Below are 26,705 nucleotides of genomic sequence, written 5' to 3' on the forward strand. Positions count from 1 at the left end.
GCCACGCCCCGACGAACCCCGCGACCAGAACACACGGGTGGCAGGAACAGCCTGCCCGACACGAAACGGGACGCCCCGAAGGGCGCCCCGTGCCTGTGCTGCCTAACCGGAGAGCAGGATCAGGCGCGAGCCTTCTGCAGGTTCTCGTCGAGCGCGCCGAGGAACTCCTCGGTGGTGAGCCAGGCCTGCTCGGGGCCGACCAGCAGAGCGAGGTCCTTGGTCATCTGGCCGTTCTCGACGGTCTTGATGACGACGTCCTCGAGCTGCTGCGCGAACTCGATCACCTCGGGGGTGTTGTCGAGCTTGCCACGGTGCTCGAGACCGCGGGTCCAGGCGAAGATCGACGCGATCGGGTTCGTCGACGTCGGCTTGCCCTGCTGATGCTGGCGGAAGTGGCGGGTCACGGTGCCGTGTGCGGCCTCCGCCTCGACGGTCTTGCCGTCCGGGGTCATCAGGACCGACGTCATCAGGCCGAGCGAGCCGTAGCCCTGCGCGACGGTGTCGGACTGGACGTCGCCGTCGTAGTTCTTGCAGGCCCAGACGTACCCACCCTCCCACTTGAGCGAGGAGGCGACCATGTCGTCGATGAGGCGGTGCTCGTAGGTCAGGCCCGCGGCGTCGAACTCTGCCTTGAACTCTTCCTCGTAGATGCGCTGGAACTCGTCCTTGAACATGCCGTCGTAGGCCTTGAGGATCGTGTTCTTCGTCGACAGGTACACGGGGTAGTTGCGCTGCAGACCATACGACAGTGATGCGCGCGCGAAGTCCTGGATGGACTTCTTGTAGTTGTACATACCCATGACGACGCCGCCGTCGTCGGGGATCTGGCACACCTCGTGCTGGATCGGCTCGCTGCCGTCCTCCGGGGTGAAGGTGATCGTCACGGTGCCCGGACGGTCGACCTTGAAGTCGGTGGCGCGGTACTGATCACCGAATGCGTGGCGGCCGACGATGACGGGCTTGGTCCAGCCCGGCACCAGGCGCGGCACGTTCGAGATGATGATCGGCGCGCGGAAAATGGTGCCGCCGAGGATGTTACGGATGGTGCCGTTGGGCGAACGCCACATCTTCTTCAGGCCGAATTCTTCGACCCGCGCCTCGTCCGGCGTGATCGTCGCGCACTTGACGCCGACGTTGTGCTTCTTGATGGCGTTGGCCGCGTCGATGGTCACCTGATCGTCGGTGGCATCGCGGTGCTCCACACCGAGGTCGTAATATTCGAGATCCACGTCCAGGTACGGATGGATCAGCTTGTCTTTGATGAACTGCCAGATAATGCGGGTCATCTCGTCGCCGTCGAGTTCGACGACTTTACCCTCAACTTTGATCTTGGACATGTGCGCTTCTTGTCCTCCTAGGACGTTTACTTGGTCCCCAATCGACTGTGCTTTGTGAGCGCAGTCGCCATCGGCTCGGTACGAGCGAGCATGGCCCTGTCCCGCGTACTGACAGCGACCAAACAAGACAAGCGTACTGCTATCCGACGCGTCCGCAAAGCGGCAATACCGCCCTCGACTACTACCGACCGGTAACCTTGCCGCTGGTCACAGCCGCTGCGGGACCCCATGCCCCTTCGCGCGCGAGAGTCGCTAGACTTTCGGCGAGGTCATGAGTGCCAGCGCGAAGCCCCGGCTTGCTGGCCGGCAACCCTCCAGCCAGGGTGGGGTGCTCCGGGTGAGGACACGGTCGTCGGAAGGCCGACGGCAAGCCGGTTTCGGGAGGGTGAGATGACGAGCGAACAGCTCCTGCTCCGCGCCCTCCCCCAGGGTTCGAAGGACATGATGAGCGACAGCCAGTACATCTTCCCCCCGAGCGGCCGGGCCGTCGAGTCGATCACGCTTGCCCGTGGCGCCTCGTTCTCTCCCCACGCCGAGGCGGTCACGCCTTGACCACAGACACGGACACGCAGCCGGCGCACGTCGAACTGCCGCCCGCCGACGGACGCCTGCAAAAGATCCGCATCGGCTCCCTGAAGCTCGAGAGCGGCGAGTCGCTTCCGGACGTCACGATCGCGGTTCAGCGATGGGGTGCGCTCTCTGCTGCCCGCGACAATGTCGTCCTCATCGAGCACGCCCTGACAGGTGATTCGCATGTGACCGGCCAGGCCGGTCCGGATCATCCGTCGCCGGGCTGGTGGTCGGGAATGGTCGGTCCCGGAGCCCCGCTCGACACCGATCGGTGGTGCGTGATCTCCACCAACGTGCTCGGCGGCTGCCGCGGCACCACCGGCCCGGGAAGCCTCGCACCCGACGGCACGGCCTGGGGTTCACGGTTCCCCCAGATCACCGTGCGCGATCAGGTCGCCGCCGAAGCCGCACTGCTCGACGCGCTCGGCATCGACACCCTCGCCGCTGTGACCGGCGGCTCCATGGGCGGTATGCGCACACTCGAGTGGATCGTCACCCACCCCGACCGGGTACGCGCTGCCCTCGTGCTCGCGACCGGCGCACGCGCGACCGCCGACCAGATCGGGATGCAGAGCACGCAGATCGCCGCGATCACCGCGGATCCGGACTGGCAGGGAGGCGACTACTACGGCACCGGCCGCATCCCCGCGGCCGGTCTCGGCATCGCCCGCCGCATCGCGCACCTGACCTACCGCACCGAACTCGAACTCGATGCCCGGTTCGCGAACCACCCGCAAGACGGCGAGGACCCGTGGCGCGGGGGGCGGTACTCGGTGGAGGGGTACCTCGAGCATCAGGCCGACAAGCTCGTGGCACGGTTCGATCCGGGCACCTACGTCGTGCTGTCCGAAGTGATGAACCGGCACGACGTAGGCCGCGGCCGCGGTGGCGTCGACGCTGCGCTCGCTTCAACTCCCGTGAAGACCATCGTCGCCGGCGTCGACTCGGACCGCCTGTATCCGCTGCGGTTACAGCAGGAGATCGCGGACGGGCTCCCGGGAGCCGACCGACTGCGCGTCCTCGTCTCCCGCAACGGCCACGACGGCTTCCTTACCGAAGCGGAAGCCGTGGCGAAACTCCTCGACGAATTGATGGTGCTGGCGCAGGGCTGACCGCGGCCCTACCGGGCGGACGGCAGGAACGCCGTCGAACCCGACAGATCGCCCGGCCGATCCTCGCGCGGCGCCACCAGGCCGCGTCGCTCGAGGATCGGCCGCACACCCTCACCGAACCGATATGCCTCTTCGAGGTGGGGATACCCGGAGAACACGAAGTGGTCGAGCCCGACCGCCGCGTACTCGGCGATCCGATCGGCGACCTCCTCGTGTGAGCCGACCAGCGCCGTGCCCGCGCCACCCCGAACCAAGCCGACACCGGTCCACAGGTTCGGCGACACCTCGAGACTGCGCGCGTCGCGGCCCGCGGAGTAGGCGGCCCCTCCCCCGTGCAGTTCCACCATCCGCCGTTGCCCTTCCGATCCCGAGCGGGCCAGACTCTGCTGCGCCTTCTCGATCGTCGCGGGATCGAGTTGCGAGAGCAGCCGGTCGGCCTCCGCCCACGCCCGTTCCGACGTGTCCCGGCTGATGACGTGCAGCCGGATGCCGTAGTCGAGGGTGCGTCCCTGGATGTCGGCCAGCCCACGGATCCAGGCGATCTTGTCGGCGACCGCGCTCGGCGGCTCACCCCAGGTGAGGTAGGTGTCGCAGTACCTCGACGCGACGGTTCCCGCGGCGGGAGAAGACCCGCCGAAGAACAACGGCGGTGCCGGGTCGGGAATGCGCTGAAGCTGTGCGTTCTCGACCTTGATGTAGTCGCCGTCGAAGTCGACCGGTCCGTTGCCCGCCCACAGCCGGCGGAGAACGTCGAGATACTCGCCGCACCGCGCATAGCGCTGGTTCTTGTCGAGAAAGTCGCCGAAGGTGCGCTGCTCGTGATCTTCACCGCCGGTGACCACGTTGAGGAGCAGCCGGCCCTGTGATTGCCATTGGAAAGTCGCGGCCATCTGGGCGGCGAGGGTCGGGGAGATGAGCCCGGGACGTAACGCGACGAGGAACTTGAGAGTGTCCGTGGTGTCGATCATCATCGCCGTGGTCAGCCACGCGTCTTCGCACCACGCTCCGGTCGGCGTGAGCACCGATTCGAACCCGCTGGACTCGGCAGCGGCTCCGATCTGGTTCAGATAGCGCAGGGTTGCGGGACGATCTCCCGCCATCGAGCTTCCGTGACCTCCTGCCATGAGATTCCGGGAGTCCCCGTAGGTGGGCAGAAACCAGTGCAGATGCAAAGACACGCGACATCCTCGGGTCGACGGCAGGCATGAAACGGAGCTCAGTACATCAGGGCTCCGCGGTGTGGAGCGACAGTTGGAATCAGCGTGAGCAGAACCGGTGCGGTGCAGTCCCGGTGGTGGTTAGCGTCGCCGGGTTGCAGACCTCTACAGACGGATCGAGCCCATGACCACGCTGTCCCAGCCCACTCCCGCGCCCGGGATCGAATCGGATCCGGAGCGCCGCAAACGCCTGCGCACCGTCGTCGCGGCCAGTCTGCTCGGCACCACCGTGGAGTGGTACGACTTCTTCCTCTACGCCACCGCCGCGAGCCTGGTGTTCAACCAGCTTTTCTTCCCCGACCAGAGTTCCTTCGTCGGAACGATGCTCGCGTTCGCCACCTTCGCGGTGGGCTTCCTGGTGCGACCGATCGGCGGCGTCGTCTTCGGCCATATCGGCGACCGCATCGGCCGCAAGAAGACACTCGCGCTCACGATGTTCATCATGGGCATCGCCACGGCCCTGATGGGAATTCTGCCGACCCACGAACAGGTGGGAGTTCTCGCACCGGTCCTGCTGCTGGTGCTGCGCATCCTGCAGGGCTTCGCCCTGGGCGGCGAATGGGCCGGCGCGGTGCTGCTCGCCGTGGAGCACAGTCCGGAAAAGAAGCGGGGCCTGTTCGGGAGCATTCCGCAGGTCGGTCTGGCCCTGGGTCTCGCACTGGGCACCGGGGTCTTCGCAGCACTACAGGTGATCTTCGACGACGAGCAGTTCCTGGCGTACGGATGGCGCATCGCCTTCCTTCTCAGTCTTGTTCTCGTCGTCGTGGGGTTCGTCGTCCGGCTCAAGGTCGACGAGACCCCCGCGTTCCGTGAGGTCCAAGACCTCGCGAAGAGGTCGGCGGCGCCACTGTTGGACGTCTTCCGGCCGGCGGTCCGCCGCGGCACGGTTCTGGGTCTGCTCTCGAGATGGGGCGAAGGTGCCGCCTTCAACACGTGGGGCGTGTTCGCGATCGCCTACGCCACCAAGGATCTGAACTTCGAGAAGGTGCCGGTGCTGCTGGTGGTCACCGTGGCCGCGCTCGTGATGGCTGCGCTGCTGCCGCTGTCGGGCCTGCTGGTGGACAGGTTCGGCGCGAAACGGATCTACCTCATCGGCATCGCGGCCTACGGCGTCGCCGTGTTCCCCGCGTTCGGGCTTTTCGGAACGAACAGCCTCGTCTGGTTCGCGGTCGCCATGGTCGTGGTCTTCGGCATCGTCCACGCCCTCTTCTACGGCGCGCAGGGAACTCTGTATGCGAGCCTGTACCCCGCGGAAATCCGGTACACGGGATTGTCGGTGGTCTACCAGTTCTCCGGCATCTACGCGTCGGGCGTCACCCCCATGATCCTGACCGCGCTCATCGCCGTCGGCGGCGGCAGCCCCTGGATCGCATGCGCCTACCTCGTCGGGACAGCCGCGGTCAGCGTCATCGCGACCGCCCTGATCCGTAAGCAGGATCTGCACCTCTGAACCGGGGGCTGCGGGCGGGATACCGCCCGGCCCACCCGCAGCCGGCTATCCGGTGCCGAGCGGATCGATGGACGCCGCGAGCGCGACGATGACCCCTCCGACGACGAGGAGCGCCCCCACGTCGAAGCCCTTGCTGCGCACCGCGAGTACACCGACCCGACTGTCGTCGAGAACCCACCGCAGCAGCCCCGCAAGGATCGTGGCACCCCCGAAGACGAACGCGCCGCGCCGCCACCGGTCTGCGAGAACGAGCGCCACCGCGATCGCGATCACCAGAGTGACGGCAATGAGCGGCAGATTCAGACGTGCGAACCGCAAGGCCCGGCCCATGACTGTGTGCCCGTGCCCGGTCAGCGCGCCGCGAGTTGCTCTGCCCGCTCCACCACGTTGGTGAGCAGGAAGGCGCGGGTGAGCGGTCCGACGCCGCCGGGGTTCGGGGAGACGAAACCCGCGACCTCGCGCACATCGTCGGCGACGTCGCCGCGCAGCCCGTCCGGAGTGCGCGAGACGCCCACATCCAGGACTGCCGCGCCCGGCTTGACCATGTCGGCGGTGACGAGTCCGGGTACGCCGGCCGCCGCAATCACGATGTCGGCCCGGCGCACCTCCGCGGCGAGGTCCCGGGTGCCGGTGTGGCACAGCGTGACGGTGGCGTTCTCGCTGCGGCGCGTGAACAGCAGCCCGATCGGGCGGCCGACGGTGACACCGCGGCCCACGACCGTCACGTGCGATCCCGCGATCGGCACGTCGTAGCGCCGCAGGAGGTGCAGGATTCCTCGCGGCGTGCAGGGCAGTGCCGCCTCTTTGCCGAGCACCAGACGACCGAGATTGATCGGATGCAGCCCGTCGGCGTCCTTGTCTGCGTCGATCCGCTCGAGGGCAGCGTTCTCGTCGAGGTGCCGGGGCAACGGCAACTGCACGATGTATCCGGTGCAGGCCGGATCCGCATTGAGCTCGTCGATCGCCTGCTCGAGCTGTTCCTGGGTGATGTCGGCGGGCAGGTCCTTGCGGATCGACGTGATGCCGACCTTCGCGCAGTCGTTGTGCTTGCCCCGCACGTACGCTGCCGATCCCGGGTCGTCGCCCACGAGGATGGTGCCGAGGCCGGGCGTGATGCCCTGCTCCCTCAGCACGGCCACTCGTGCCTTCAGGTCCTCGAAAATCTCGTCGCGGGTTGCTTTGCCGTCCAGGATCGTCGCAGTCACGGTTCCATTGTTCCAGGCGACTGCGCGCCGCGGATCGTCAGCCCGCGTGCGCGGGTCGCGGTCTGCCGATTCCGGTTGCCGTCCGCCGTGTAGGGCCCGGGGCGGGGTCATGTCATGAGCGGTGCCCGGCTTACCTACTGTTGCCGCCTCGGGGCTGTTGCAGCGTGAGCAGGCCCGGCAGAACTCGGGCCGGATACTCCCGGGCGACTCCATTCCGGAACATCCACCGGCACCACCGCGGTGTCACTTGTCAGCGTGCGCGCCAAGGGGTTGTTGCGCTGCCGACACGGATCGGAACGAAACCGCAAGATGTTGCTTTCGCACAACAACATTCGATGACGGAGCGTGCGCGAAATGGACACGACCTGCCCACCACTCCCCGACACAGCTCGACAGTCTGTCTTCGAACCCTTTGACGTAGAAGACTTTTCACAACCTTGCCGCGGCATCGAGACCGCCGGGCCACATCTGCCGTCGCGAACCTCGCCGAAGCCGATACACAATCAGTAACGGATTGTCGTGTGCGCGCGACAATCCCGTTGACACACAACCGAAAACAGGAGGCACACCATGGGCTCGGTCGAAATCTTGCAATGGATCGGCGACGGGTACGTCGCAGGAGAGCCGATACAGTCCGCGCTCTTCACCGCTATTGCTTTCCTCGGGATGCCGTTCGCGGTGATCCACCTCCTGCTGGGGGGATCCTTCTAGTCGGCAGCGCATGTGCTCGCCGTCCGGAAACATCCGTCTTCTGCGGGCGACTCGGAGCCGGGGGGGGCGCCCCCCCCCCCTCCCAGGCCCAGGGCGTTTACCGTCGTGGTGCTATCTTTCTCTGGTTATGTTCAGAGTGATGTTCCACGAACCACGCATTCCGCCCAACACCGGCAACGCCATTCGGTTGGTTGCCGCGACGGGTGCCGAACTGCACCTCGTGGAACCACTCGGGTTCGACCTCTCGGAGCCGAAACTGCGCCGGGCGGGTCTCGACTACCACGACCTCGCGTCGGTCACGGTTCACGCCGACCTTGCTGCCGCGTGGGAGGCTCTGCGCCCCGAGCGCGTGTACGCCTTCACCGCTCACGGCACCACCGGTTACGCAGAGATCGAGTACCGGCCGGGCGACGTGCTGCTGTTCGGACCGGAGCCGACGGGGCTCTCGGAAGAGGTCCTGTCCGACCCGCACATCACCGCGCAGGTCCGCATCCCGATGCTGCCGGGCCGGCGCTCGCTGAACCTGTCGAACGCCGCCGCGGTGGTCAGTTACGAAGCCTGGCGCCAGAACGGCTTCGCGGGCGCTGTCTGATTCGCTTCCCTCTCGAATCGGGATGTTGCTGCACGCGAAGAGTTTCGACGTAGACTACCGCGAATTCTGCGGCGGTCACGACAACGTTCAACGGCGCGACGGGTTGGTCGCGGGAGCCGCAGCACTGCTCGGCACCGCTGCCGCTCACTGAGTGCTGCGGCCCCGCGCCGCTACCGCTTACTCGCCGCTCTCGGTGGGCCTGCCCGAACGCGCCCACCCGTCGGTGCCCGCGGCGACGGACACCGCGTCGATTCCCCGGCCCGCGAGATAGTTGGCGGCCTGGAGGCTGCGTCCGCCGACGGCGCAGATCACGTACACGGTCCCGGTCGTGGGAATCTCGTCGACGCGGGCGACGAACTCACTGAGCGGGATATTGGTGACGCCGGGCACCCGCACCTGGGCGTATTCGTCGCGTTCGCGTACATCGATGACGGGTGCTCCGTCGGCGAGTGCGGTCTCGAAGGCAACCAGGTCGACCTCACGCATCGGTGTGGGTCCTCTCGATCAAGGGTTTCGTCGGGTACTCCGGACGAGCATCGCAGGCGCATGACGAGCCACGCGACCAGGTTGACGATTCCGGGGGCACACGATCGGGAACGTCCCCACGGTAGCGCGACCCCGCAGGCCACCCTCCATGCACCCGATACAGGCCACCGACAGTTGTGGGCATCACTGAAAGTCGCGCGACTTGCCCGGCATCCGCAGGTCCAAAGGTTCCAGGTGGTCGGCGAGCAGCGTCACCACGCCGTCGGCGTTCTGGAGTCGCCCCCGGACGAGTAACGCCGAGGCGGTGTGGGCGAGGGTGCGGTACCGCGCCCACAGCCCGACCGAACACACCACGTTCACCATGCCGGTTTCGTCCTCCAGGTTGAGGAAGGTGACGCCTGCGGCCGTTGCGGGTCGCTGCCGGTGCGTCACCGCCCCTCCGACGAGCACCCTCGTTCCGTCCGGCACGTCGAGCAGTCGCGACGCCGGAACCACGCCGAGCGCGTCGAGCCGTGCACGCAGGAACTGCGTCGGGTAACTGTCCGGGGACACCCCCGTGGCCCAGACATCGGCGGCGGCCAGCTCGAGGGCGCTCATGCCCGGCAGTGCCGGCGCCACGGCGGTCGCCCCCACACCGGGCAGTCGCCCCGGGCGCTGAGTGGCAGCGGGGGCAGCAGCCCACAGCGCCTCACGCCGGGTGACGCCGAACCCGCCGAGCGCTCCGGCGGTCGCGAGTGCCTCGGCCTGCGCAGTGGTGAATTCGATACGCGCGGTGAGGTCCAGGAACGAGGTGTACGGGCCGTGTTCCTGCCGTTCGGTGACGATCCGTTCGGCAAGGTCTTCGCCGATGTGCCGCACCGACGCAAGACCGAGCCGCACTTCCTTCCCCGCGTTCTCCACCGTCGCCTGCGCGAGGCTCGCACCGATGTCGGGACCGTGCACGATCACTCCGTGCCGGCGTGCGTCGGCGACGAGCGACTGCGGAGAGTAGAAGCCCATCGGCTGCGCCCGGAGCAGACCCGCGCAGAATGCGGCGGGATGATGCAGTTTGAACCAGGCGGAATAGAAGACGAGCGACGCGAAACTCTGTGAATGGCTTTCGGGGAAACCAAAATTCGCGAACGCATGCAGTTTCTCGTAGATGCCGTCGGCGACGGCGCCGGTGATGCCGTGCAACTCGCGCATCCCGTCGTAGAGGCGGTCGCGCAGGCGCTCCATCTTCTCGGGCGATCGCTTCGATCCCATCGCCCGTCGCAACTGATCGGCCTCGGCTGCGCTGAACCCGGCGGCATCGACTGCCATCTGCATCAACTGTTCCTGGAACAGCGGGACACCGAGGGTGCGTTCGAGCGACTTCTCGAGACACGGATGGTCGTAGGTGACCGGTTCGAGTCCGTTGCGACGGCGGATGTACGGATGCACGGACCCGCCCTGGATGGGTCCGGGCCGGATGAGCGCTACTTCGATGACGAGGTCGTAGAAGTTCCGGGGTTTCAGACGCGGCAAGGTTGCCATCTGCGCGCGCGACTCCACCTGGAACACACCCACCGAGTCGGCGCGGCGCAGCATCTCGTACACGCCGTCCTCGGTCAGGTCGAGTTGCGCGAGATCGACCCGGACACCTTCATGTTCGGCAACGAGATCGATCATGTAATGCAACGCGGAGAGCATTCCCAGTCCGAGTAGGTCGAACTTCACGAGTCCTGCGGCGGCACAATCGTCCTTGTCCCATTGCAGGACGGTGCGGCCCGGCATTCGCGCCCATTCGACAGGGCACACATCGGAGACGGGCCGGTCGCAGATCACCATGCCGCCCGAATGGATTCCGAGATGTCGTGGCAGGCCTTCGATCTGCTCGGCGAGATCGAGAACCGCAGTGGGGATGTCTGCGTCGGTTTCGACGCTCACTCCTCCCCATCTGCTGATCTGTTTGCTCCACGCATCCTGCTGCCCCTGCGAGTAACCGAGCGCGCGTGCCATGTCGCGAACCGCCGACCTCCCGCGGTAGGTGATGACGTTGGCGACCTGCGCGGCGTGGGTCCGGCCGTATTTCGCATAGACATGCTGGATTGCTTCTTCGCGCCGATCGGATTCGATGTCGAGGTCGATATCGGGAGGTCCGTCGCGCTCCGGTGACAGGAACCGTTCGAACAGCAACCGGTTGCGCACGGGGTCGACGTTGGTGATGCCGATGGCGTAACAAACAGCAGAATTGGCAGCCGAACCTCTTCCCTGGCAGAGGATGTCGTTGCTCCTGCAGAACTCGACGATGTCGTGAACGACCAGGAAGTAACCGGGAAAGCCGAGACTGCCGATGATGCCGAGTTCGTGTTCGATCTGCCGGTACGCATCCCGGTTGTGCTCGACCGGTCCGTACCGTCGGAGTGCGCCCGCGTAGGTGAGGGCGCGCAGCCACGTGAACTCCGTGTGCCCGTCGGGCACGTCGAACGGAGGCAACTTCGGGGCGATGAGCCGCAGGTCGAAAGCACATTCGCGGCCGAGTTCCGCCGCGGTGTGCACGGCGCCGGGAAAGGCCGTGAACAACCGGGCCATCTCGGCTCCGGAGCGGAGGTGACCGCCACCGGCGGGAGGGAGGCGACTCGCCGCGTCGTCGAGGCTCTGCCGATCGGAGATGGCCGCCATGGCCATGGCGAGTCGCCGGCGCTCCGGCCGGGCGAAGTGTGCGGCGGTACCGGCGACAGACGAAATTCCGTGGCGCTCCGCGAGCCCGAACAGTGCGACATTGCGTTCGTAGTCGTCGGGAGTTCCCTGCCACGTGAGTTCGACGGTCACGCGGTCGGACCCGAACCGGTCGACGAGATCGAGCAGAGCCGCTTCGGCGGCTCCCGGACCCCCGCTGTCGAGGGCACAGCGCACGTGTCCGTTACGGCACCCGGTGAGGATCTGCCAGTGGCCGCCCGCCGCATCGGTGAGCGCGTCGTAGTCGTAACGAGGTTCGTTCTTCTCCCCTCCGACCAGGTGTGCATCGGCGATCTGCCGAGACAACCGGCGGTACCCTTCCTGTCCGCGGGCGAGCACCAGCAGATGTGCATCGTCGAGCGTCAACTCCGCACCGAACACCGTCCGCATATCGAGTTCCCGCGCGGCTTCGGCGAAACGCACGGCGCCGTACAGGCCGTCGTGGTCGGTGATCGCGAGAGCCTCGAGGCCGAGACACACCGCTTCTTCGACGAGTTCCTCCGGGGTCGAGGCACCGTCGAGGAAGCTGAACGCCGAGTGCGTGTGCAGCTCGGCATACGGCACCACCGGGCCGTCGGGTGGCCGGGCCCGACTTTCGTACTCGCCTCGGGTGCGGCTCCACGCCGGGCTGTCGTTGCCGTCGCCGGGGTGGACGGGATCGCGGCGGGATGCGCCGGACGGAGGCCTGCCGGACAGGACACGCTCCATCTCCGACCAGGTCGGCGGGCCGTTTCCCCATCCCATTCCGCACCTCCAACTGCACGTATTCACCACAATTATCGCACGTATGTTCGATAGTTGTGCAACCCCGGCGTGGTTCAGGTGCTGTTCGTGCCTACGTGTTGGTAGCGGGCGGCCTCGTCGCGGGTACCGGGATGGCCGGTGCGAACCCTCCGAGCGGCCGGATCAGCGTCCGCGCGTCTCACGACCGGCTTTGATCACCTCGAACAGGCTGGTCCAGTTGTCTTTCCCGTGCCCGGCGACGATCGCGGCGTCGTAGCGGTGTTCGACTGCTGCCGGCAACTCTTGCGCAACACCGGTATCGATACTGGCCTGCACCAGATGGTCGGCGGTGGCACCCATCATGGTGACTGTGCTCAGGTCTCCCGGGTGCCGGCCCGTGGCCAGGTCCGCGGCCAGGTCGCCGCTCGGTCCGATCATGTCGGGTATCAGCGTGAGGTGTTCGTACAGGTCCTCGAGCGCGTGGTCGACCGGACCGCCGACCGACTCGATGAGGGCCGCCGCATGCAGGACCGCTGCGAGTGCAGTCAGGAAGACGTCCAGGTTCGCCAGGTAGAAGAGCTGGGCGAGCCGGATATCGCCGCCCAGGTACCGAGGTGTCCCGAGCGCCCGCACCACGGGTTCCACACCGTGGAAGGCCTCGGGGTCACCGCTGTAGTAGACGTAGGCTGCGTCGGTACCCAGCATCGGTGCCGGCACCATGATTCCGCCGGCGACAAACCGGCCTCCGCGCCGGGCCACCCATTCGGCCGCCGAGGCGGTGTTGTCCGGGGTGTCGGAGCTGAGATCGACGAGGGTCCGCGAACCCATCAAGTACCGACCGGCCGGTCGATGTCCGAACTCACCCACCCGACCATCGCCCGACCCGAACCTCGAGCCGAATATTTTGGTGGCGACCCGGACGAACACAACGCCGAGCCACTCGCCCTCCGATTACCGACGTGTCGTCACTCGTCGAGTGACGCCAGGTATTCCGCGTTTCCGCGCACAGCCGCCTCGTAACGTTTAATCTCGGCTGAGTCCACCCGGTCCGCGATGAGCGATAGCGCCTCTGCCAAAGCAGTATTCGGACGACCGGCTGCGTGAAGTGACATCATCTCGAACACCCGCAGCGAGTCGGATTCCGGGTATTGTTGTCGAGCGTCGGCGAACACGATCAGGGATTCCTCGAACCGTCCCAAGTTTCGCAATGTGCTGCCGTACTGGAGCAACGCTCTTCGGTGTCGATCCCCGGAGAGCCCAGCATCGAAGGCCTCCAGGTAGTACTTCTCGGCCTTACCCTCTTGTCCCGCAGTGTCGTACGCGCCGGCAAGTTCGTACAGTACTGCCGCATTTCCGGGGTTGGCTTCGAGAAGTGCCGCGAAATACTCGATCGTCGGGCTCATGTTCGCGCGGTCTCGTGCGTCGAATCCGGCAATGATGGCCGCCTCCAACTCGGGGGAGTTCTCAGAATTCGACACACCCCGACTATTGCAGCGACCGCGCCTCGGCGTCCACTCGAACGGGTGCAGACTCATACCGAAGCCTGCACTTGCATTCCAGCGCAACATAACCAAGTTACGGTGAACTTGGCGACTCATTGAACCTGCACGCCGCTCCGGTCGACAATCCCGCGCGCACGGTTCAGCACAGGTCGATTTGTACAGAATGCGACCGAGCGCCTCGCATATTCGATAGGAATGGCGTGTTCTGTTCTGTTTCCTGCGATCGAACGGAGTATGTACATGGCCGAACGAACATTTCGCCGCGTGGGTGCGGCGGCAGCCATGGCAGCGGGGGTGGGTGTTGCGATGACTGTCGGAGGCGTCGGAGCAGCACACGCCGCGCCGACTTCCACCACCATGACGTGCGGAAGCGCCAACCCGCTATTTTGGGCGCCGCCGTTCACCTGGACCGTCACCGCCTCGTCGGGGGCGTCCCGTCCCGGTGGCGAGGGCGAGTTCTTGCCGTCTCTCCTGCTCAGCGGCAACAACGACTTGCCCACTCCTCCTGGTGGTCTCATCCCGAGTATCGGACCGAACTGGTACGGCACGCAGGTGCTGGTCGACTGGCACAACACCAGCACCGGCCAGTCCGGACGGAGCGTCAGCGATCAGGAAGCGTGGAAACAGAAGCCGAGCGTCCCGGTGAACCGCACCCTCACCGGGTCCGGAACGATCAACTTCACTGTCACGCTCCAGACCGGCGCGGGGTGGTGGTTCGTCAATCCACAGAACGCCGTGTGCCAGGGCACCATCGACGTACTTCCCCCGTCCTGAACTGGGTGCGTCGGCTCAACTGCAACCAAGGGGTTGCCGATAGACGATCGGGGTGCAACCATGGGGTTGCACCCCGATCGCATCGAACGAGGAGACGTCATGACCGACGAACTCGACCGCATCGAACGACAGATCGCCATCGAAGCACCGGCCGCACGGGTCTGGGAACTCGTAGCCGAACCCGGGTGGTACATCAACGACCACACGATCACCGAACACCGACTCGAACGCGACGGCGACCTCACCGTCGTCCACGATCCCGTCCACGGCGCCTTCCTGTTCCGCACGGTGGCGCTGGATAAACCGCACTACGCAGCGTTCCGCTGGTTGGCCGACAGCACCGACCCCGACAGCCCGTCCACGCTCGTCGAATTCCGGGTCGATGCCGTCTCCGACTCCTCCACCGTCCTGCATGTGACGGAAACCGGCTTCGAGTCGCTTCCCGGAGACGCCGCCGAGCGTCGCGCGAAGTACGAGGGGAACGTCGAAGGGTGGACCATCGAACTCGATCTCGCACGACAGCACCTGGAGGGCAGGAAAATCGTTGCCGCACAGTAAAACGGGAACGTTCGACGACGGCGGCTCCGACGCGGGCACAGTAACCGACCCGACTCGCGTATTCGCGGCACTCGCGGACGACACGAGGTGGCAACTGCTGCAACGACTCGCCCGATCCCCGGCGTCCGCGTCGGGTCTGGCGGGGGAATTCACGGTCTCGCGTCAAGCGATCGCCAAGCATTTGTCGATACTGGAAGACTGCGGTCTGGTGACGTCCGAACGTGTCGGCCGCGAACTCCGTTTCTCCGCAGCCGGTTCCAGGCTGAGCGCGGTGGGCAGGGCGCTGGAAGCGGTGGGCTCGGGATGGGACCGACGGCTCGACGCCATCAAGAAGGCTGCGGAACGCTCCGTGTGAGAACGGAATGCTGTCAGACCGTCGAAGACCTGCGCGACACGAGAGCTCAGTAGCCTGCCGACGGATCGACGCGCGCGACGAGGTCCTCCCCCGCGATGAACCGCCGCACATTCTCACGGAGCGTCGGCGCAAAGGTGGCGGTCAGACCGCTCCGAGTGTTCGCGACGTGCGGGGTGATCACGCAATTGTCGAGTGCCCACAGCGGATGCCCGTCCGGCAGCGGTTCGGGTTCGGTCACGTCGAGCACCGCCCCGGCGATCGTGCCCGCGCGCAATGCATCGACCAGCGCATCGGTGTCGACCAGGTTGCCGCGCGCCACATTCACCAGCCACGCCGTATCCGGCATGGCATCGAACGCCGCAGCGCCGACCAGCCGGTCGGTGTCGGCGGTCGCGGGCGCCGCAACGACGAAGTGGTCGGCCATCGTCCACACCTCCGAGGTGCGGTGTGCCGGCAACGTCACCGACGCTCCGTCGACCGGACGTCCGGAACGGGTGACCGCGACGACCTCCACCCCGAAGGCACGGAGTCTCGGAATCATCGCCCGGCCGATTCCCCCGCATCCCACGATCGCCACGGTCGATCCGTGCAGCGGGCGGACGAGGGGATCGATGCGATCTTTGCTCCACCGGTTCGCCGCGACGGCGGTGTGGAATTGCCGTAGGCCGACCAGCAGGGCTCCGACCGCGTACTCGGCCACGTTGTCGGCATAGACCCCGGACGCGTTCGTCCACACCCTGGTGCGGTCTACCAGGCCGGCACGGAAGAACGGTTCGATGCCCGCGTAGGCGAGTTGCACCCAGCGCACCCGTTCGGGCAGGGCGGGGAAGTCCTCCGCACTGCCGTACCAGACGACGGCGTCGGCGTCCTCGAGCGACGACACCGTGGCGCCACCGTCGGTGATCGCCGCAGCGAGGTAGTCGTCGTGGTCCGGGCCGAGATGAATTCGCATGACGAAAACCCTAGTGCCGCCGCGGGAAAACGGACGGCTGCGCCTGCGCAGCGGGTGATCTTCGGGGTTCTCCCCGAGGGCAAGATCGGGTATCACACCGGAGGTGCCGCGTCGTGCCGCGGACGAGCATGGTGAGTATGAAACTTCTGGTGCGGCTGGTCGTGGCGGCACTCGCCCTCGTCCTGGTGGCGGCTGCGACCGGCGCCTCCGTGGTGGCCTATACGTGGACGACGGCCGACGTGGACACGCTCGGCCGGGTCGACTTCGACCGGCCACTGCAGATCCCTCCGCTGGAGACCGGCACCGTGACCGCCGACGGCACCCGCGTATTCGATCTGACGCTGCAGGGTGGCACGAGCGATTTCGGCCACGGCCCGGCGACTCGGACGTGGGGCTTCGACGGCTCCTATCTCGGCCCGACCCTCCGCGCCGCGCGCGGCGACAAGGTTCGCGTCGATGTCACCAATCAGCTCGGCGAAACCAGCACCGTGCACTGGCACGGCATGCGTCTTCCCGCGGCGATGGACGGTGGCCCCCATCAGGTTGTGGACGCCGGCGACACGTGGTCCCCGACGTGGACCATCGACCAGCCCGCTGCCTCGCTCTGGTATCACCCGCACCTCCACGGCGCCACCGCGCAACACGTGTACCGAGGCCTCGCGGGGATGTTCCTGGTGGATGATCCGGCCGACCCGACCACCCCCGGCGCTCGGGCCCTGCCCCAGACGTACGGGGTCGACGACATTCCGCTGATCGTCCAGGACAAGAAGTTCGACGGTGACCAGCTCGACGAGAACCCCGGCGTTTTCGGGATCTCCGGGACGGTCGGAGACGAGATCCTGGTCAACGGCACGCCCGGGCCGTTTCTCGATGTCACGACCGAAGCAGTGCGGTTGCGACTGCTCAATGCGTCGAACGCACGGGTTTTCGACTTCTCGTTCGAGTCCGGTCAGGAGTTCGCTCTCGTAGGCACCGACGGCGGCCTGCTCGAACGTCCCACCCCCGTACGCAACGTTCAGCTCTCTCCCGGCGAGCGCGCCGAGATCGTCGTGCGTCCTGTGCCCGGGTCTCGGGATGTCCTGCGCAGCACCCCGCCGGCGCTCGGTTCCGATTTCTTCCAGAGCCGCTTCTCCGGCGGCGACGACAGCTTCGACATCCTCGAGATGCGCGCGGCCCCGGAACTCGCACCTTCGACGGCGCTGCCCGACCGACTCACCACATTCGACGAGTTCGGCGAGCCGAGCACCACCCGCCGCATCGATCTGAACGGGACGAACATGATCAACGGCAGGACCGTGGACATGACCCGCATCGACGACGTGGTTCCCGCCGGCGCCACCGAGATGTGGGAGGTCCGCAACGCGTCGTCCACCCACCACAACTTCCATATTCACGACGTTCAATTCAAGGTTGTCGATGCGACGGGCACCCGAAACGACCGTCCCCTCCTCGCCGGACGCAAGGACACAGTGTTCGTACCCCCGAACTCGACGGTGCGCCTTCTCGTGCGGTTCGGTGAGCACAGCAACCCCGCGATGCCCTACATGTATCACTGCCACCTGTTGTGGCACGAGGACAGCGGGATGATGGGACAGTTCGTCGTCGTGGGTCCGGACGATGCGGCCCGGGTGGACGGCGTCACCGATCACTCATCCACCGGTGGGCACGGCACGCACGGCTGATAACCAGCGGAAATATCCGGGGAATACATCCCGGGGTGGCTGTGTTGGAACCGCATGGATCGGCGCGTCAGTACGCCCCGGAGCCAGTATGAACGGCCTTCGTGGAATACCGTCCGGCTGGAGCCACGTTGCGCGAGACGCCGTGAGGCATCGGGCGCGTCGGTCCGCCTCTCTCTTCGCCCTCCCGTGCTGTGACTGCCGGGTGGATTGCGCTCCCATTTCCGTTATGACCGGTATCGCTGTGGCGCTCGATTCTCCCGCCAGTACAGTTGCCGTTCGGTAACCGAGGCAACCGAAACGGGAGTGTGCATGAACCGCTGGGCCGACATCGTGGTGACCAGAAGTCGGTGGGTTCTCGCCGCGGTCCTGTTGGTGGTCCTGGCTGCCGGAATCTGGGGAGTGGGGGTGTTCGGAAAACTCTCCGGCACCGGCTACTACGTGGCGGGCAGCGAATCCGTGCAGGCCCAGAAGATCATCTACGACACCTTCGGTCCGCAGACGGCAGACATCATCGCGATGTACACCGCTCCCGAAGGCCAGACCATCGACGACATCCGAGACGACGTCGAGCAAACCCTCGGGAAGTTCTCCGACGAGGTGACGGTCACGTCCATTTCGACCTACTGGACGGCACCGCCGCCGATGAACCAGCTGCTGGTCTCCACAGACCAGCGCAGTGTCGCGGCCTCGATCATCCTCGGAGAGGAATCGGGGGTCACGAACGCTACTTTCCCGGCGGTCCTCGAGATGCTCGAGGTTCCCGGAGTCGATTCGCAGTTCGCCGGCGGGACCGTCGTCGGAGTGGAATTCACCGGAACCCTCGAACACGACCTGATCGTCTCGGAGGCGATCGCGATTCCGGTGACACTCCTCCTGCTGGTGTTCATCTTCGGTGGGGTGGTCGCCGCAGCGGTGCCGGTGTTCGTCGGTGTCCTTGCGATCTTCTCCTCGCTCGCGACGCTGCGATTCCTCACGATGTTCACCGACGTGTCCTCGTACGCGCTGAACATCACCTCGTTGATCGGGCTCGGCCTGGCGATCGATTACGGCCTGTTCATCGTCAGTAGGTTCCGCGAAGAACTCAACGCCGGAGCCGAGGTCATCGCCGCCACGAAACGCACCATGTTCACTGCGGGGCGCACGGTGATGTTCTCCGCGGCCCTGTTGATCTGCGCATTCGCGGGCATGCTCGTCTTCCCGCAGTCGGTGCTGCGGTCGCTCGGCCTGGGCGCGATGGCGTCCGTGTTCAGCGCTGCCCTGCTGTCCCTGACCGCTGTGCCGGCCGTGCTCGCACTGCTCGGTCACCGAATCAACGCCTGGACCTGGGACAGGGAGGCGTCCGCTCGCAGCGAGGCCCGCGCCGTGCGCTTCTGGGGCCGTGTGGTGCGGAACGTGATGCGGCGACCCGCGACCATCGCGATCGTCATCACCGCTGGGTTGCTCGTGCTTGCCACACCGGTCTTCAAGGCCGGCTTCGGCGAGATCGAGTACACGGCCCTTCCGGAAGACAGTCCCGCACGCGCCGCAACGCAGAAACTCCTCGACGACTTCTCCAGCAGCGGGAACGGCGCCACCCTGGTGGTACGCGGCGACAACGGACAGACCCCGTCGGCCGAGGCAGTTCGTGAGGTGTCGCGCGCGGCGACCGCCCTCGACGGCATCGAGCAAACCGTCACCGTCGGCTCCCAGGGCGACGTCGCGGTGTTGCAAGCGCTGTACGGGCAGGGGGTCGACGGCACGCCCCGGGCGAGTGCCATCACCGACGAACTGCGTGCCGTGCCCGAACCCGCCGGAACGGAGGTGCTCGTCGGTGGCGGACGCGCGCTCGTCGACGACGCCAATGCTGCGATCGCCGACGCTCTGCCGTGGATGATCGCGATCATGGTGGCCTCGACGCTGGTGCTGTTGTTCCTCGCGTTCGGCTCCGTGGTGCTGCCGATCAAGGCGGTCCTGATGGCCGGATTGAGCCTGGCAGCCACGTTCGGCGTGCTGACTTGGGTGTTCCAGCTCGGGCACGGCGCATCGTGGATCGGTGTCGTACCCAGTGCGCTCGAGCCGACATTCGTCGTCCTGATCCTGGCGGTCGTGTTCGGCCTCTCCACGGACTACGAGGTGTTCCTCATGTCCCGGATGGTCGAGGCCCGCGCAGCGGGCGCCACCACGGTCGAAGCCGTGGAATACGGCACCGCGCGGACCGGCCGGGTCGTCACTGCGGCTGCCCTGCTGCTGATCGTGGTGACCGGTGCGTTCACGATCTCCGGTCTGTCGATCATGCGGTTCCTGGGCATCGGCATGATCATCGCGCTCATCATCGACGCGACGATCATCCGGATGCTTCTGGTCCCGTCGCTGGTGAAGCTGATGGGTGAGGCGAACTGGTGGGCGCCGGCATGGATGAAACGAATTCACGAGAAGGTCGGGCTGGGCCACTAGGGCGCGACCCCGATTTCCGGCCCGCGATACTTACCTCAGAGTAAGTTCTCGGGCATGGCAACCTACCTGGTCACGGGTGGAACAGGATTTCTCGGTCGGCAGGTCCTCGCACGACTGCTCGCCACCCGGCCCGACGCCGAAGTGCATGTGCTGGTGCGGCGGGGCTCCGTCACCAAGCTCGAGGCGCTCGCCGACTCCCTGCCGGGTGGCGCGCGGCTGCACGCCCTGATCGGAGACCTGACGGCAAGCGAGCTCGGCCTCGAACCGGGGACGATCCCGCAGGCCGATCACATTCTGCACCTCGGCGCGATCTACGACCTGACCGCCGGTGACGAGCAGACCGTCACCAATGTCGACGGCACCCACGCCGTGATCGCGCTGGCACGGCAACTCGACGCGACGTTGCATCATGTCTCGTCGATCGCGGTCGCCGGCGACCACCGCGGGACCTTCACCGAGAATGATTTCGACCTCGGGCAGCACTTCCCGACGCCATACCACCGCACCAAGTTCGAGGCCGAGAAGGCGGTGCGCGGAAGTGACATGCGCTGGCGCACCTACCGCCCGTCCGCGATCGTCGGCGATTCCGTCACCGGTGCGATCGACAAGATCGACGGGCCGTACTTCTTCTTCCCCGCACTGGCGCGACTCGGAGCGCTGCCCTCCGGGTTGCCCCTCGTCGTACCCGATCTGGGCGACACCAACCTGGTGCCCGTGGACTATGTCGCCGCTGCGATCGTCGAACTCGTGCACCGCCCGCACCTCGACGGCCGGGCCTTCCACCTCGTCGCTCCCCGGCCCCAACCGCTGCGTGAAGTCTTCGCCGCGTTCGCTTCCGCGGCGGGGGCCCCGCTTCCGGTCGCCACCGTTCCCGGCGGTTTCGTGCGCACGCTCTTGTCGTCGACAGCTTTGCCCGGGCTCGACGCTGTTCGCCGTTTCGCACTGCACCGTCTCGGCATCCCACCGGTGATGCTCGACCATCTCGCCCTGCCGACCGTGTTCGACGACGCGCGAACCCGGGAAGTGTTGCGCGACAGCGGTATCACGGTTCCGGATCTCTCGACGTACGCACCGGCGCTCTGGCGGTACTGGGAAGAGAATCTGGATCCGAACCGCGCGCGACGCGGGGACGGGCCCGGACCGCTTGCCGGCCGGAATGTAGTCATCACCGGCGCCTCGTCGGGGATCGGCCGAGCCGCCGCACTCGCAGTGGCACAGGAGGGGGCGCGGGTGATTCTCGTGGCTCGCCGCGACGAGGAACTCGCCGCCGTAGTCGCTCAGATCTGTGCCGGAGGCGGGCGGGGCCACGCCTACCCCTGCGATCTCACCGACCCAGACTCCGTCGAACACACCGTCGCGGCTATCCTCACGGACCACGGGCACGTGGACATGCTCGTCAACAATGCCGGTCGATCGATCCGTCGCGGGCTGTACGACTCGACGGACCGGATGCACGATTTCGAACGAACCATGGCGGTCAACTATTTCGGCGCAGTGCGTCTGGTGCTCGCGCTTCTTCCGCAGATGCGCCGGCGACGCTTCGGGCACATCGTGAACATCACCAGCGCGGGTGTGCCCGCCCGCACGCCTCGGTTCGCGGCCTACCTGGCCTCCAAATCAGCCCTCGAAGCATTTGCGGAGGTCGCCGCGGGAGAAACCCTGAGCGACGGAGTCACCTTCACCACAGTCCGGATGCCGCTCGTGCGCACACCGATGATCGCGCCCACCGACGAGTACACCGACGCACCGGCGGCGAGCCCGGAGGCTGCGGCGGCGATGATCGTGCGCGCCCTGATCGAAAGACCCACGCGCATCGACGTCCCGGTCTCGACCCTCGCCGAGTTCGGTAGCCTCTTCGCCCCGTCGATCGCGAATCTCGTCCGATCCCGGTTGCATCGCGCGTCATCGGATTCCGGTGCACCCGTTGGTGAAACCGAAGAACGGAAACCGACTCCACCCGCGCCTTTCGGCGTGCTTCCGGCACTGACCGGAGGCGCAACCTTGCGGCGGATCGGACGACTGCTGCCGGGCGTGCACTGGTAGCGACGAGCCCACCGCGCCTCCCGCCGACACTCCTCCGTGCGTTATCGCGTCTGTTCTTCGAAGTACTCGCGCTGAGCGGGGAAGTAGTCGTCGAAGGACCGCAACGGTGCCCCGGAGACCGACGCCACAAGTTGGTCCAGGTAGTACTCCCAGCCGGGACCGACATCACCGACTTCTGCCGCCGCGACGCGGTGGTGCACGAAGCGGATCTCGGATCGCTCCCCGTCTTCGGACAGTTCGAACGAGACGTCCCACGCGCCCTGCTCGGAGATCGTCCGGAGGCCTAGTCGATGTGGGGCATCGCATTCGGTGATCTCGACGTCCTCCCAGGGCGCGCCTTCCTCGAAACCCATCTGCACCCTGATCGTTTCGCCGACGGCGCCGGTACCTTCCCATCGTCCGACCCACCGCGCGGTGCGTTCGGGTTCGGTGATGCTTGCCCAGGCGTCGTAGACAGAGCCGGGCAGTGTGCGCGTCACTACGAGGTCGAGCCCTTCGGAACCGTTCACGAGCTTTCCGGTCGGTTTCGGAGTTGTCATGCTCTCTTCCTTCCGTTCTCGAACTTCGGCATGTTCGATGCCGCTTTTCGTTCACGCCGGGTTCTCGCAACCTCGGTGGCCAAGGCATCGAACCGTTGCGGCAGAGCAGGCCCGATGAGCCTGTCGAGATAGTCGGCAACTTCCACCAGCGGCTCCGTACGGAGTGTGTAGATGCGCCGGCGACCGTCGACGGTCACCTCGACCACGCCACACTCGATCAGGACCCGGAGGTGTTTGCTGACGGCGGGTCGGCTGATCGCAAAGCGCTGCGCGATCCCCCCGGCCGACAGCGGTGCAGCGCGAAGCAACTCGAGAATCTCCCTGCGTACCGGGTCCGCTATCGCTCGCGCTCCCTCCACACCGGAAAGCGTAACCGATTGGCTACGCATTCGCGTGAGTTCGATAGATGCCGGCGAGGACTGCACGTTCTCGCCCGCGTGGCCGGGATCAGCTCCGGTCGAACCCTCCAACGATCGGCGTCACCCGGGTTGCCACCACCGGATACACCGGTTTGGGTGCGGCACCGCAGCTCGCGGGCCGCGGCGGTAGGTCGCGTTTGTCCATCTCGACTCGCCATGCCCGGCCGTCGCGGTGACGCACGACCGGGACAGCGGCCTCATCGACGGTGAAGTCGTCGAGTTCGTCGGCGCCGGTGAGCGCGCGCACCGCGATCTCTGCAACCTGGTTCGACGCATCCCACGTGCTGCGTCCACGAAGACCCGGGAGATATACCCGGCCGGCTGTCGCGGCGCGCACTGCGTCTGCGCTCTGTGCGGCATCGAGGCGCCCATAGGTGTAACCGGTCGGCAGGAGAATCATCGACGGGGCGAAGCGATGTCCTCCGGTGTGAGAGCACTCCCACACCGCGTCACCGAATTCGGCGGCGAGCGCCGCAGCGACCGGACGGCCCAGCACCGCGCAGCATTGGTCCCGCTTGCCGTGGGCGCAGACGAGCACGACCGGTTCGCCGACCGGGGTGCCGAGACCGAGGGCGGGCCCGGCCACCACCTGCGGCACGATGTCGAGCAGTTCTGCCGGGTGTGTGATCTTGAGGCGCTCGCACCACGTAGCGCCCGGTTCGGTGCGTGCGAGCAGAACCGTCCGGGTCGCACGCCCCACGTCGCGCCCCGGGCGGCGGATGAACATGAACCGGACCCCCGCCGCATCTGCGCGGGCCGAGAGTTCGGCAGCGAGTTCCGGGCCGAGTGCCGTGCCGTCGAGAACGTCCCGCCCCCAGCCCGAGGGGAACTCCAGGCACACGTACCCGGGCGCCGTTGCGGCGGTGCCGGGCAACGGCTCGTCGAGAGCGGACAGCGCGGAGCAGGTTGTCGCAGCGATCGTCACCGGTTCATTGTCGCCGCTCGGATCATTCACGGAATCGGCGCCCTTGCGAGTTTCCCCGGTCAGCGCCGTTTTCCTCGTATCCGCCGCAGTCCGGCTCTCCCCCACACCCGTAGGAAACCTTGCGTCAGGTAGCCCAAGCAACCGAGGGCCAGCACCCATTTGGTGAGGCTGATCGTCGTCGCGGCACGAACGGTCGTGTCGTCGATGCGACTGCGATGGTCGAGCAGGTACAGCCCGGTAATGTTCTCTGCGTAATCCCCGGCCGCAGCGATCACAGGTGCGGCAGCGAGAAGCCTGCGCGTGCGGGGTGCCAGCGGGCGGTGGTGGTCGAGGGCACGGGCACCGTCCCGGAGCGCGATGGCGAACGTCAACGGATGCACCATGTCCCAGTAGTAGTGCTGCCGGTACCGGCTGATCTCGTCCGGACCCAGGTTGTCGAGGATCTTCCGATACTTGTCCGCCGAAAAGGTGGCCTGAATCGTGCCGACGGTAAGCGCGGTGGGGCCGAGGACGCGGCCCATGTTTGCCTGGGACGCCAGGAACAACAGCGACGATCCGATGAGCCGACGATCCGATTCGGTCAGTGCCATGCCCATGATGGTAGCGCCCACTTCCCGGGTGTCGGATTTGTGCGTTATGGTTTCCGCGCTACCGAACGTCTGGGGGGACGATGGCGGATACGATCAGGGCCGATATCGACGAATTATTCTCTTTGTCAACGGCTTTCCGAGGAATTGCACGGCGTATCGCCCGTATCGACACCCGCGCGATCTCGGCGGGGTCCGTTGAGGGATTTTCCGGCGGTGCTGCGATCGTCGAGGCACTTGCAGCAGTCGAGTCCGCGTCGCGACGCTCGGTCTCACTCCTCGCCGACCGTGCCTGGTCGACGTCCGACACCATCGACCTGGTCGCCGCGGACTACGAGAACACCGACGAGTACTTCGCCGCCGGATCGGCGCGGGCAGTTCCCGAGTGATCCCCACGATCACCGATGTCCGCAACTGGAAGCCCGCGGTGCTCCACGACAGTGGTCGGCGAAAGTGGTTGCTCTGCAGGCGCTGTTGTCACAGAAGAGCGGGCGGATCGTCAACTCGACCACGACCGGGAGTGCGCCGCTCGTGGTGTCGGTGTGTCGGCGGCGGTACCGCGAATGCACCCGGCTCGAACCCGTGCCGCTGGTCGGGCACTGTCCCTCACCGCCTCGCGGGTGGACCGTGATCCGGATCGTGGCATCGAGAGGCGGACGGCGTCGATGACAACACCGGTCAGATGCGGCAGCAAAGCTGCCAGGGGCTCGAGGTCACACCATAATGACCTTGGTCTATTCCGTGTCGCGACAGGTCAGCGGCAGATCGGCTCCTTCACGAAATGTGCGCCAGATCCTCTTTCGATAAGCCTCATCAATGTCGAATCGTGCCGCCGGGTAGTGCGCAAGCATGGAGGTGTATCCCACGCGCTTCTCCCCTGTAACCCGTGCAATGCAGGACCTGCCGTATCACCGCGATCACGTCTTACTTCAATGACCGTAGCGAGAGGTTCCGACAAGTCCTGTCCGTCCAGGCGCTACTGCCGACGTCGAGCATCCCCGTCCCGGTTCCCCGCGTGTGCGTCCCGGTGACGCCCCCGATGGGCCCGCCCGCCAATGGTCGACGCTGCCGTCCACGCGGGGACCCTGCGCCGTCACGGCAAGTTGGCCAGAACACGCAGATTGACCATCGTGAGGGGGCCGCTGAGCACGGGCACGAGCGCACTGACGCGGGTCCGCGTCGTCAGACCGCGACCGAGGAGCGCCGTGACGGCGACGGCCAGGTAGAGCGCACCGTGGACCGGACCGAGGACGTCCGCGAGCGTGCCGTCGCGCACGGTGGCGACGTTGACCAGCAGCGCGAAGACGCTGACGGTCTCGAGTGCCGAGAGCACAGCCAGCGTGCGCAGCAACCCGGTCATGCGTAGCTCGATCCGGGCCGCACGATCATGAGCACGACAACGACCACCCACAGCGCGTTGAACAGGCCGGTCAGCATGCCGAGGCGCCGGAGCCGGGCACCGTCGTCGGGTGCGGTGAGCGCTTCCCCTTGGATTGGGGCGAGCTGCAGGGCGAGCAGTCCCCCGGCGACGGCGGTCAACACCATCGCGACCACGACCCAGACCTCGGTCGTGCGGCCCTGGACCGAGGCGAGGAGGAGGCCGACGACCGGGACCGCGATCGCCAGCAGGCCGTAGACGCGGGTGATGCGGTGCAGCGCGCGGGCGGTGTCCATGCTCCGCTCGACCCGCTGCGGACCGCCTACCGCGACTGTCACGGGCGCGTACCTGGGAAACAGGCTCGTGGCCACCGCCACGGGACCCACGAAGAGGATGCCCGCCACTACATGGGCGGAAAGTAACAGCGATTCCATAACCTTCAGCTTAGCTGAAGG

Annotated in this window: 27 protein-coding genes and 1 riboswitch; of the genes, 12 read left to right on the forward strand and 15 right to left on the reverse strand. The window is 66.5% G+C overall.

The window, feature by feature from the left end; genetic code table 11:
* Window positions 1–119: 119 nt before the first annotated feature.
* Window positions 120–1,337, reverse strand: a complete 1,218-nt coding sequence (locus tag TVH25_RS02865) for an NADP-dependent isocitrate dehydrogenase (RefSeq protein WP_169619881.1) — start codon at window positions 1,335–1,337, stop codon at window positions 120–122.
* 267 nt (window positions 1,338–1,604) lie between these two features.
* A riboswitch (SAM riboswitch) is annotated at window positions 1,605–1,716 on the forward strand.
* Window positions 1,717–1,727: 11 nt separating this feature from the next.
* On the opposite strand from TVH25_RS02865, the gene TVH25_RS02870 reads away from it, so the two are divergent.
* Window positions 1,728–1,889: a hypothetical protein gene (locus TVH25_RS02870; protein ID WP_422423311.1), complete on the forward strand. Its 162-nt coding sequence runs from the start codon at window positions 1,728–1,730 to the stop codon at window positions 1,887–1,889.
* Window positions 1,886–3,019: a homoserine O-acetyltransferase MetX gene (gene metX, locus TVH25_RS02875; RefSeq protein WP_422423312.1), complete on the forward strand. Its 1,134-nt coding sequence runs from the start codon at window positions 1,886–1,888 to the stop codon at window positions 3,017–3,019. The genes TVH25_RS02870 and metX overlap by 4 nt, the downstream gene beginning before the upstream one ends.
* An 8-nt stretch (window positions 3,020–3,027) precedes the next feature.
* Here the strand turns inward: metX and TVH25_RS02880 are convergent, their stop codons facing one another.
* On the reverse strand, window positions 3,028–4,197 hold the full coding sequence (locus TVH25_RS02880; RefSeq protein ID WP_422423313.1) for an LLM class flavin-dependent oxidoreductase: 1,170 nt from the start codon (window positions 4,195–4,197) through the stop codon (window positions 3,028–3,030).
* A gap of 163 nt (window positions 4,198–4,360) precedes the next feature.
* Between TVH25_RS02880 and TVH25_RS02885 the strand changes: the two genes are divergently transcribed.
* On the forward strand, window positions 4,361–5,686 hold the full coding sequence (locus tag TVH25_RS02885) for an MFS transporter (protein WP_169619884.1): 1,326 nt from the start codon (window positions 4,361–4,363) through the stop codon (window positions 5,684–5,686).
* 45 nt (window positions 5,687–5,731) lie between these two features.
* Here TVH25_RS02885 and TVH25_RS02890 read toward each other — a convergent pair whose 3' ends face one another.
* Together TVH25_RS02890 and TVH25_RS02895 are read right to left on the reverse strand one after the other, a co-directional pair.
* Entirely contained in the window at window positions 5,732–6,016 is a 285-nt protein-coding gene (locus TVH25_RS02890) for a DUF3017 domain-containing protein (protein ID WP_169619885.1), read from the reverse strand.
* Between the two features lie 20 nt (window positions 6,017–6,036).
* The gene (locus TVH25_RS02895) at window positions 6,037–6,891 is read right to left on the reverse strand and encodes a bifunctional methylenetetrahydrofolate dehydrogenase/methenyltetrahydrofolate cyclohydrolase (RefSeq protein ID WP_169619886.1); all 855 of its coding nucleotides are present in this window, start codon (window positions 6,889–6,891) and stop codon (window positions 6,037–6,039) included.
* Window positions 6,892–7,461: 570 nt separating this feature from the next.
* On the opposite strand from TVH25_RS02895, the gene TVH25_RS02900 reads away from it, so the two are divergent.
* Entirely contained in the window at window positions 7,462–7,602 is a 141-nt protein-coding gene (locus tag TVH25_RS02900) for a hypothetical protein (protein WP_169619887.1), read from the forward strand.
* Window positions 7,603–7,729: 127 nt separating this feature from the next.
* On the forward strand, window positions 7,730–8,194 hold the full coding sequence (locus TVH25_RS02905; protein WP_422423314.1) for a tRNA (cytidine(34)-2'-O)-methyltransferase: 465 nt from the start codon (window positions 7,730–7,732) through the stop codon (window positions 8,192–8,194).
* A 177-nt stretch (window positions 8,195–8,371) separates the two neighbouring features.
* Here TVH25_RS02905 and TVH25_RS02910 read toward each other — a convergent pair whose 3' ends face one another.
* From TVH25_RS02910 to TVH25_RS02925, 4 genes are all read right to left on the reverse strand, one after another.
* Window positions 8,372–8,680, reverse strand: coding sequence for a rhodanese-like domain-containing protein (locus TVH25_RS02910; RefSeq protein WP_296550813.1), 309 nt, complete (start codon window positions 8,678–8,680; stop codon window positions 8,372–8,374).
* Between the two features lie 183 nt (window positions 8,681–8,863).
* The gene (locus TVH25_RS02915; RefSeq protein ID WP_422423315.1) at window positions 8,864–12,124 is read right to left on the reverse strand and encodes an error-prone DNA polymerase; all 3,261 of its coding nucleotides are present in this window, start codon (window positions 12,122–12,124) and stop codon (window positions 8,864–8,866) included.
* 162 nt (window positions 12,125–12,286) lie between these two features.
* Window positions 12,287–12,931 carry a hypothetical protein gene (locus TVH25_RS02920; protein ID WP_422423316.1) on the reverse strand — a complete coding sequence of 215 codons (645 nt, stop codon included), beginning with the start codon at window positions 12,929–12,931 and terminating at the stop codon, window positions 12,287–12,289.
* Window positions 12,932–13,068: 137 nt separating this feature from the next.
* On the reverse strand, window positions 13,069–13,506 hold the full coding sequence (locus tag TVH25_RS02925) for a tetratricopeptide repeat protein (RefSeq protein ID WP_422423318.1): 438 nt from the start codon (window positions 13,504–13,506) through the stop codon (window positions 13,069–13,071).
* Between the two features lie 339 nt (window positions 13,507–13,845).
* Here TVH25_RS02925 and TVH25_RS02930 point away from each other — a divergent pair, with 339 nt between their 5' ends.
* From TVH25_RS02930 to TVH25_RS02940, 3 genes are all read left to right on the forward strand, one after another.
* A complete protein-coding gene (locus TVH25_RS02930; protein WP_422423319.1) occupies window positions 13,846–14,379 on the forward strand; it encodes a hypothetical protein in 534 nt (177 codons plus the stop codon).
* Window positions 14,380–14,478: 99 nt separating this feature from the next.
* Complete coding sequence (locus tag TVH25_RS02935) at window positions 14,479–14,937, forward strand: ATPase (protein ID WP_169619898.1); 459 nt, start codon at window positions 14,479–14,481, stop codon at window positions 14,935–14,937.
* Window positions 14,924–15,292: an ArsR/SmtB family transcription factor gene (locus TVH25_RS02940; protein ID WP_169651646.1), complete on the forward strand. Its 369-nt coding sequence runs from the start codon at window positions 14,924–14,926 to the stop codon at window positions 15,290–15,292. Before TVH25_RS02935 ends, TVH25_RS02940 begins: the two co-directional genes overlap by 14 nt.
* A 46-nt stretch (window positions 15,293–15,338) precedes the next feature.
* Here the strand turns inward: TVH25_RS02940 and TVH25_RS02945 are convergent, their stop codons facing one another.
* Window positions 15,339–16,244 (reverse strand): D-isomer specific 2-hydroxyacid dehydrogenase family protein, encoded by a 906-nt coding sequence (locus TVH25_RS02945; RefSeq protein ID WP_422423320.1) that lies wholly within the window; start codon window positions 16,242–16,244, stop codon window positions 15,339–15,341.
* A gap of 128 nt (window positions 16,245–16,372) precedes the next feature.
* On the opposite strand from TVH25_RS02945, the gene TVH25_RS02950 reads away from it, so the two are divergent.
* From TVH25_RS02950 to TVH25_RS02960, 3 genes are all read left to right on the forward strand, one after another.
* Window positions 16,373–17,926: a multicopper oxidase family protein gene (locus tag TVH25_RS02950; RefSeq protein ID WP_422423338.1), complete on the forward strand. Its 1,554-nt coding sequence runs from the start codon at window positions 16,373–16,375 to the stop codon at window positions 17,924–17,926.
* A gap of 309 nt (window positions 17,927–18,235) precedes the next feature.
* The gene (locus TVH25_RS02955; protein WP_169619901.1) at window positions 18,236–20,359 is read left to right on the forward strand and encodes an MMPL family transporter; all 2,124 of its coding nucleotides are present in this window, start codon (window positions 18,236–18,238) and stop codon (window positions 20,357–20,359) included.
* Between the two features lie 54 nt (window positions 20,360–20,413).
* Window positions 20,414–22,402 carry an SDR family oxidoreductase gene (locus TVH25_RS02960; RefSeq protein ID WP_422423322.1) on the forward strand — a complete coding sequence of 663 codons (1,989 nt, stop codon included), beginning with the start codon at window positions 20,414–20,416 and terminating at the stop codon, window positions 22,400–22,402.
* Window positions 22,403–22,443: 41 nt separating this feature from the next.
* Here the strand turns inward: TVH25_RS02960 and TVH25_RS02965 are convergent, their stop codons facing one another.
* The 4 genes from TVH25_RS02965 to TVH25_RS02980 form a co-directional block, all read right to left on the reverse strand.
* Entirely contained in the window at window positions 22,444–22,941 is a 498-nt protein-coding gene (locus tag TVH25_RS02965) for an SRPBCC family protein (protein ID WP_169619903.1), read from the reverse strand.
* Window positions 22,938–23,300 carry an ArsR/SmtB family transcription factor gene (locus TVH25_RS02970; protein ID WP_296551385.1) on the reverse strand — a complete coding sequence of 121 codons (363 nt, stop codon included), beginning with the start codon at window positions 23,298–23,300 and terminating at the stop codon, window positions 22,938–22,940. Before TVH25_RS02970 ends, TVH25_RS02965 begins: the two co-directional genes overlap by 4 nt.
* Window positions 23,301–23,388: 88 nt before the next feature.
* Window positions 23,389–24,285: a sucrase ferredoxin gene (locus tag TVH25_RS02975; protein ID WP_422423323.1), complete on the reverse strand. Its 897-nt coding sequence runs from the start codon at window positions 24,283–24,285 to the stop codon at window positions 23,389–23,391.
* A 59-nt stretch (window positions 24,286–24,344) separates the two neighbouring features.
* Window positions 24,345–24,875: a hypothetical protein gene (locus TVH25_RS02980; RefSeq protein ID WP_422423324.1), complete on the reverse strand. Its 531-nt coding sequence runs from the start codon at window positions 24,873–24,875 to the stop codon at window positions 24,345–24,347.
* Window positions 24,876–24,997: 122 nt separating this feature from the next.
* On the opposite strand from TVH25_RS02980, the gene TVH25_RS02985 reads away from it, so the two are divergent.
* Window positions 24,998–25,261, forward strand: a complete 264-nt coding sequence (locus TVH25_RS02985; RefSeq protein ID WP_422423325.1) for a hypothetical protein — start codon at window positions 24,998–25,000, stop codon at window positions 25,259–25,261.
* A gap of 704 nt (window positions 25,262–25,965) precedes the next feature.
* Here the strand turns inward: TVH25_RS02985 and TVH25_RS02990 are convergent.
* On the reverse strand, window positions 25,966–26,232 hold the full coding sequence (locus TVH25_RS02990; RefSeq protein ID WP_422423326.1) for a hypothetical protein: 267 nt from the start codon (window positions 26,230–26,232) through the stop codon (window positions 25,966–25,968).
* On the reverse strand, window positions 26,229–26,684 hold the full coding sequence (locus TVH25_RS02995; RefSeq protein ID WP_422423327.1) for a hypothetical protein: 456 nt from the start codon (window positions 26,682–26,684) through the stop codon (window positions 26,229–26,231). The genes TVH25_RS02990 and TVH25_RS02995 overlap by 4 nt, the downstream gene beginning before the upstream one ends.
* Between the last annotated feature and the right edge of the window lie 21 nt (window positions 26,685–26,705).

This window comes from Rhodococcus sp. 7Tela_A2 (genome assembly GCF_049311045.1).
In the GTDB taxonomy this organism is placed as follows: Bacteria; Actinomycetota; Actinomycetes; order Mycobacteriales; family Mycobacteriaceae; genus Rhodococcus.

What these genes read in the sequence shown, in the direction of transcription:
- TVH25_RS02865 (WP_169619881.1), bottom strand. Translation starts at nt 1,337, where the DNA reads ATGTCCAAGATCAAAGTTGAGGGTAAAGTCGTCGAACTCGACGGCGAC.
- TVH25_RS02870 (WP_422423311.1), top strand. Translation starts at nt 1,728, where the DNA reads ATGACGAGCGAACAGCTCCTGCTCCGCGCCCTCCCCCAGGGTTCGAAG.
- TVH25_RS02885 (WP_169619884.1), top strand. Translation starts at nt 4,361, where the DNA reads ATGACCACGCTGTCCCAGCCCACTCCCGCGCCCGGGATCGAATCGGAT.
- TVH25_RS02890 (WP_169619885.1), bottom strand. Translation starts at nt 6,016, where the DNA reads ATGGGCCGGGCCTTGCGGTTCGCACGTCTGAATCTGCCGCTCATTGCC.
- TVH25_RS02900 (WP_169619887.1), top strand. Translation starts at nt 7,462, where the DNA reads ATGGGCTCGGTCGAAATCTTGCAATGGATCGGCGACGGGTACGTCGCA.
- TVH25_RS02905 (WP_422423314.1), top strand. Translation starts at nt 7,730, where the DNA reads ATGTTCAGAGTGATGTTCCACGAACCACGCATTCCGCCCAACACCGGC.
- TVH25_RS02910 (WP_296550813.1), bottom strand. Translation starts at nt 8,680, where the DNA reads ATGCGTGAGGTCGACCTGGTTGCCTTCGAGACCGCACTCGCCGACGGA.
- TVH25_RS02915 (WP_422423315.1), bottom strand. Translation starts at nt 12,124, where the DNA reads ATGGGATGGGGAAACGGCCCGCCGACCTGGTCGGAGATGGAGCGTGTC.
- TVH25_RS02920 (WP_422423316.1), bottom strand. Translation starts at nt 12,931, where the DNA reads ATGGGTTCGCGGACCCTCGTCGATCTCAGCTCCGACACCCCGGACAAC.
- TVH25_RS02925 (WP_422423318.1), bottom strand. Translation starts at nt 13,506, where the DNA reads ATGAGCCCGACGATCGAGTATTTCGCGGCACTTCTCGAAGCCAACCCC.
- TVH25_RS02930 (WP_422423319.1), top strand. Translation starts at nt 13,846, where the DNA reads ATGGCCGAACGAACATTTCGCCGCGTGGGTGCGGCGGCAGCCATGGCA.
- TVH25_RS02935 (WP_169619898.1), top strand. Translation starts at nt 14,479, where the DNA reads ATGACCGACGAACTCGACCGCATCGAACGACAGATCGCCATCGAAGCA.
- TVH25_RS02945 (WP_422423320.1), bottom strand. Translation starts at nt 16,244, where the DNA reads ATGCGAATTCATCTCGGCCCGGACCACGACGACTACCTCGCTGCGGCG.
- TVH25_RS02950 (WP_422423338.1), top strand. Translation starts at nt 16,373, where the DNA reads ATGGTGAGTATGAAACTTCTGGTGCGGCTGGTCGTGGCGGCACTCGCC.
- TVH25_RS02955 (WP_169619901.1), top strand. Translation starts at nt 18,236, where the DNA reads ATGAACCGCTGGGCCGACATCGTGGTGACCAGAAGTCGGTGGGTTCTC.
- TVH25_RS02960 (WP_422423322.1), top strand. Translation starts at nt 20,414, where the DNA reads ATGGCAACCTACCTGGTCACGGGTGGAACAGGATTTCTCGGTCGGCAG.
- TVH25_RS02965 (WP_169619903.1), bottom strand. Translation starts at nt 22,941, where the DNA reads ATGACAACTCCGAAACCGACCGGAAAGCTCGTGAACGGTTCCGAAGGG.
- TVH25_RS02980 (WP_422423324.1), bottom strand. Translation starts at nt 24,875, where the DNA reads ATGGCACTGACCGAATCGGATCGTCGGCTCATCGGATCGTCGCTGTTG.
- TVH25_RS02990 (WP_422423326.1), bottom strand. Translation starts at nt 26,232, where the DNA reads ATGACCGGGTTGCTGCGCACGCTGGCTGTGCTCTCGGCACTCGAGACC.
- TVH25_RS02995 (WP_422423327.1), bottom strand. Translation starts at nt 26,684, where the DNA reads ATGGAATCGCTGTTACTTTCCGCCCATGTAGTGGCGGGCATCCTCTTC.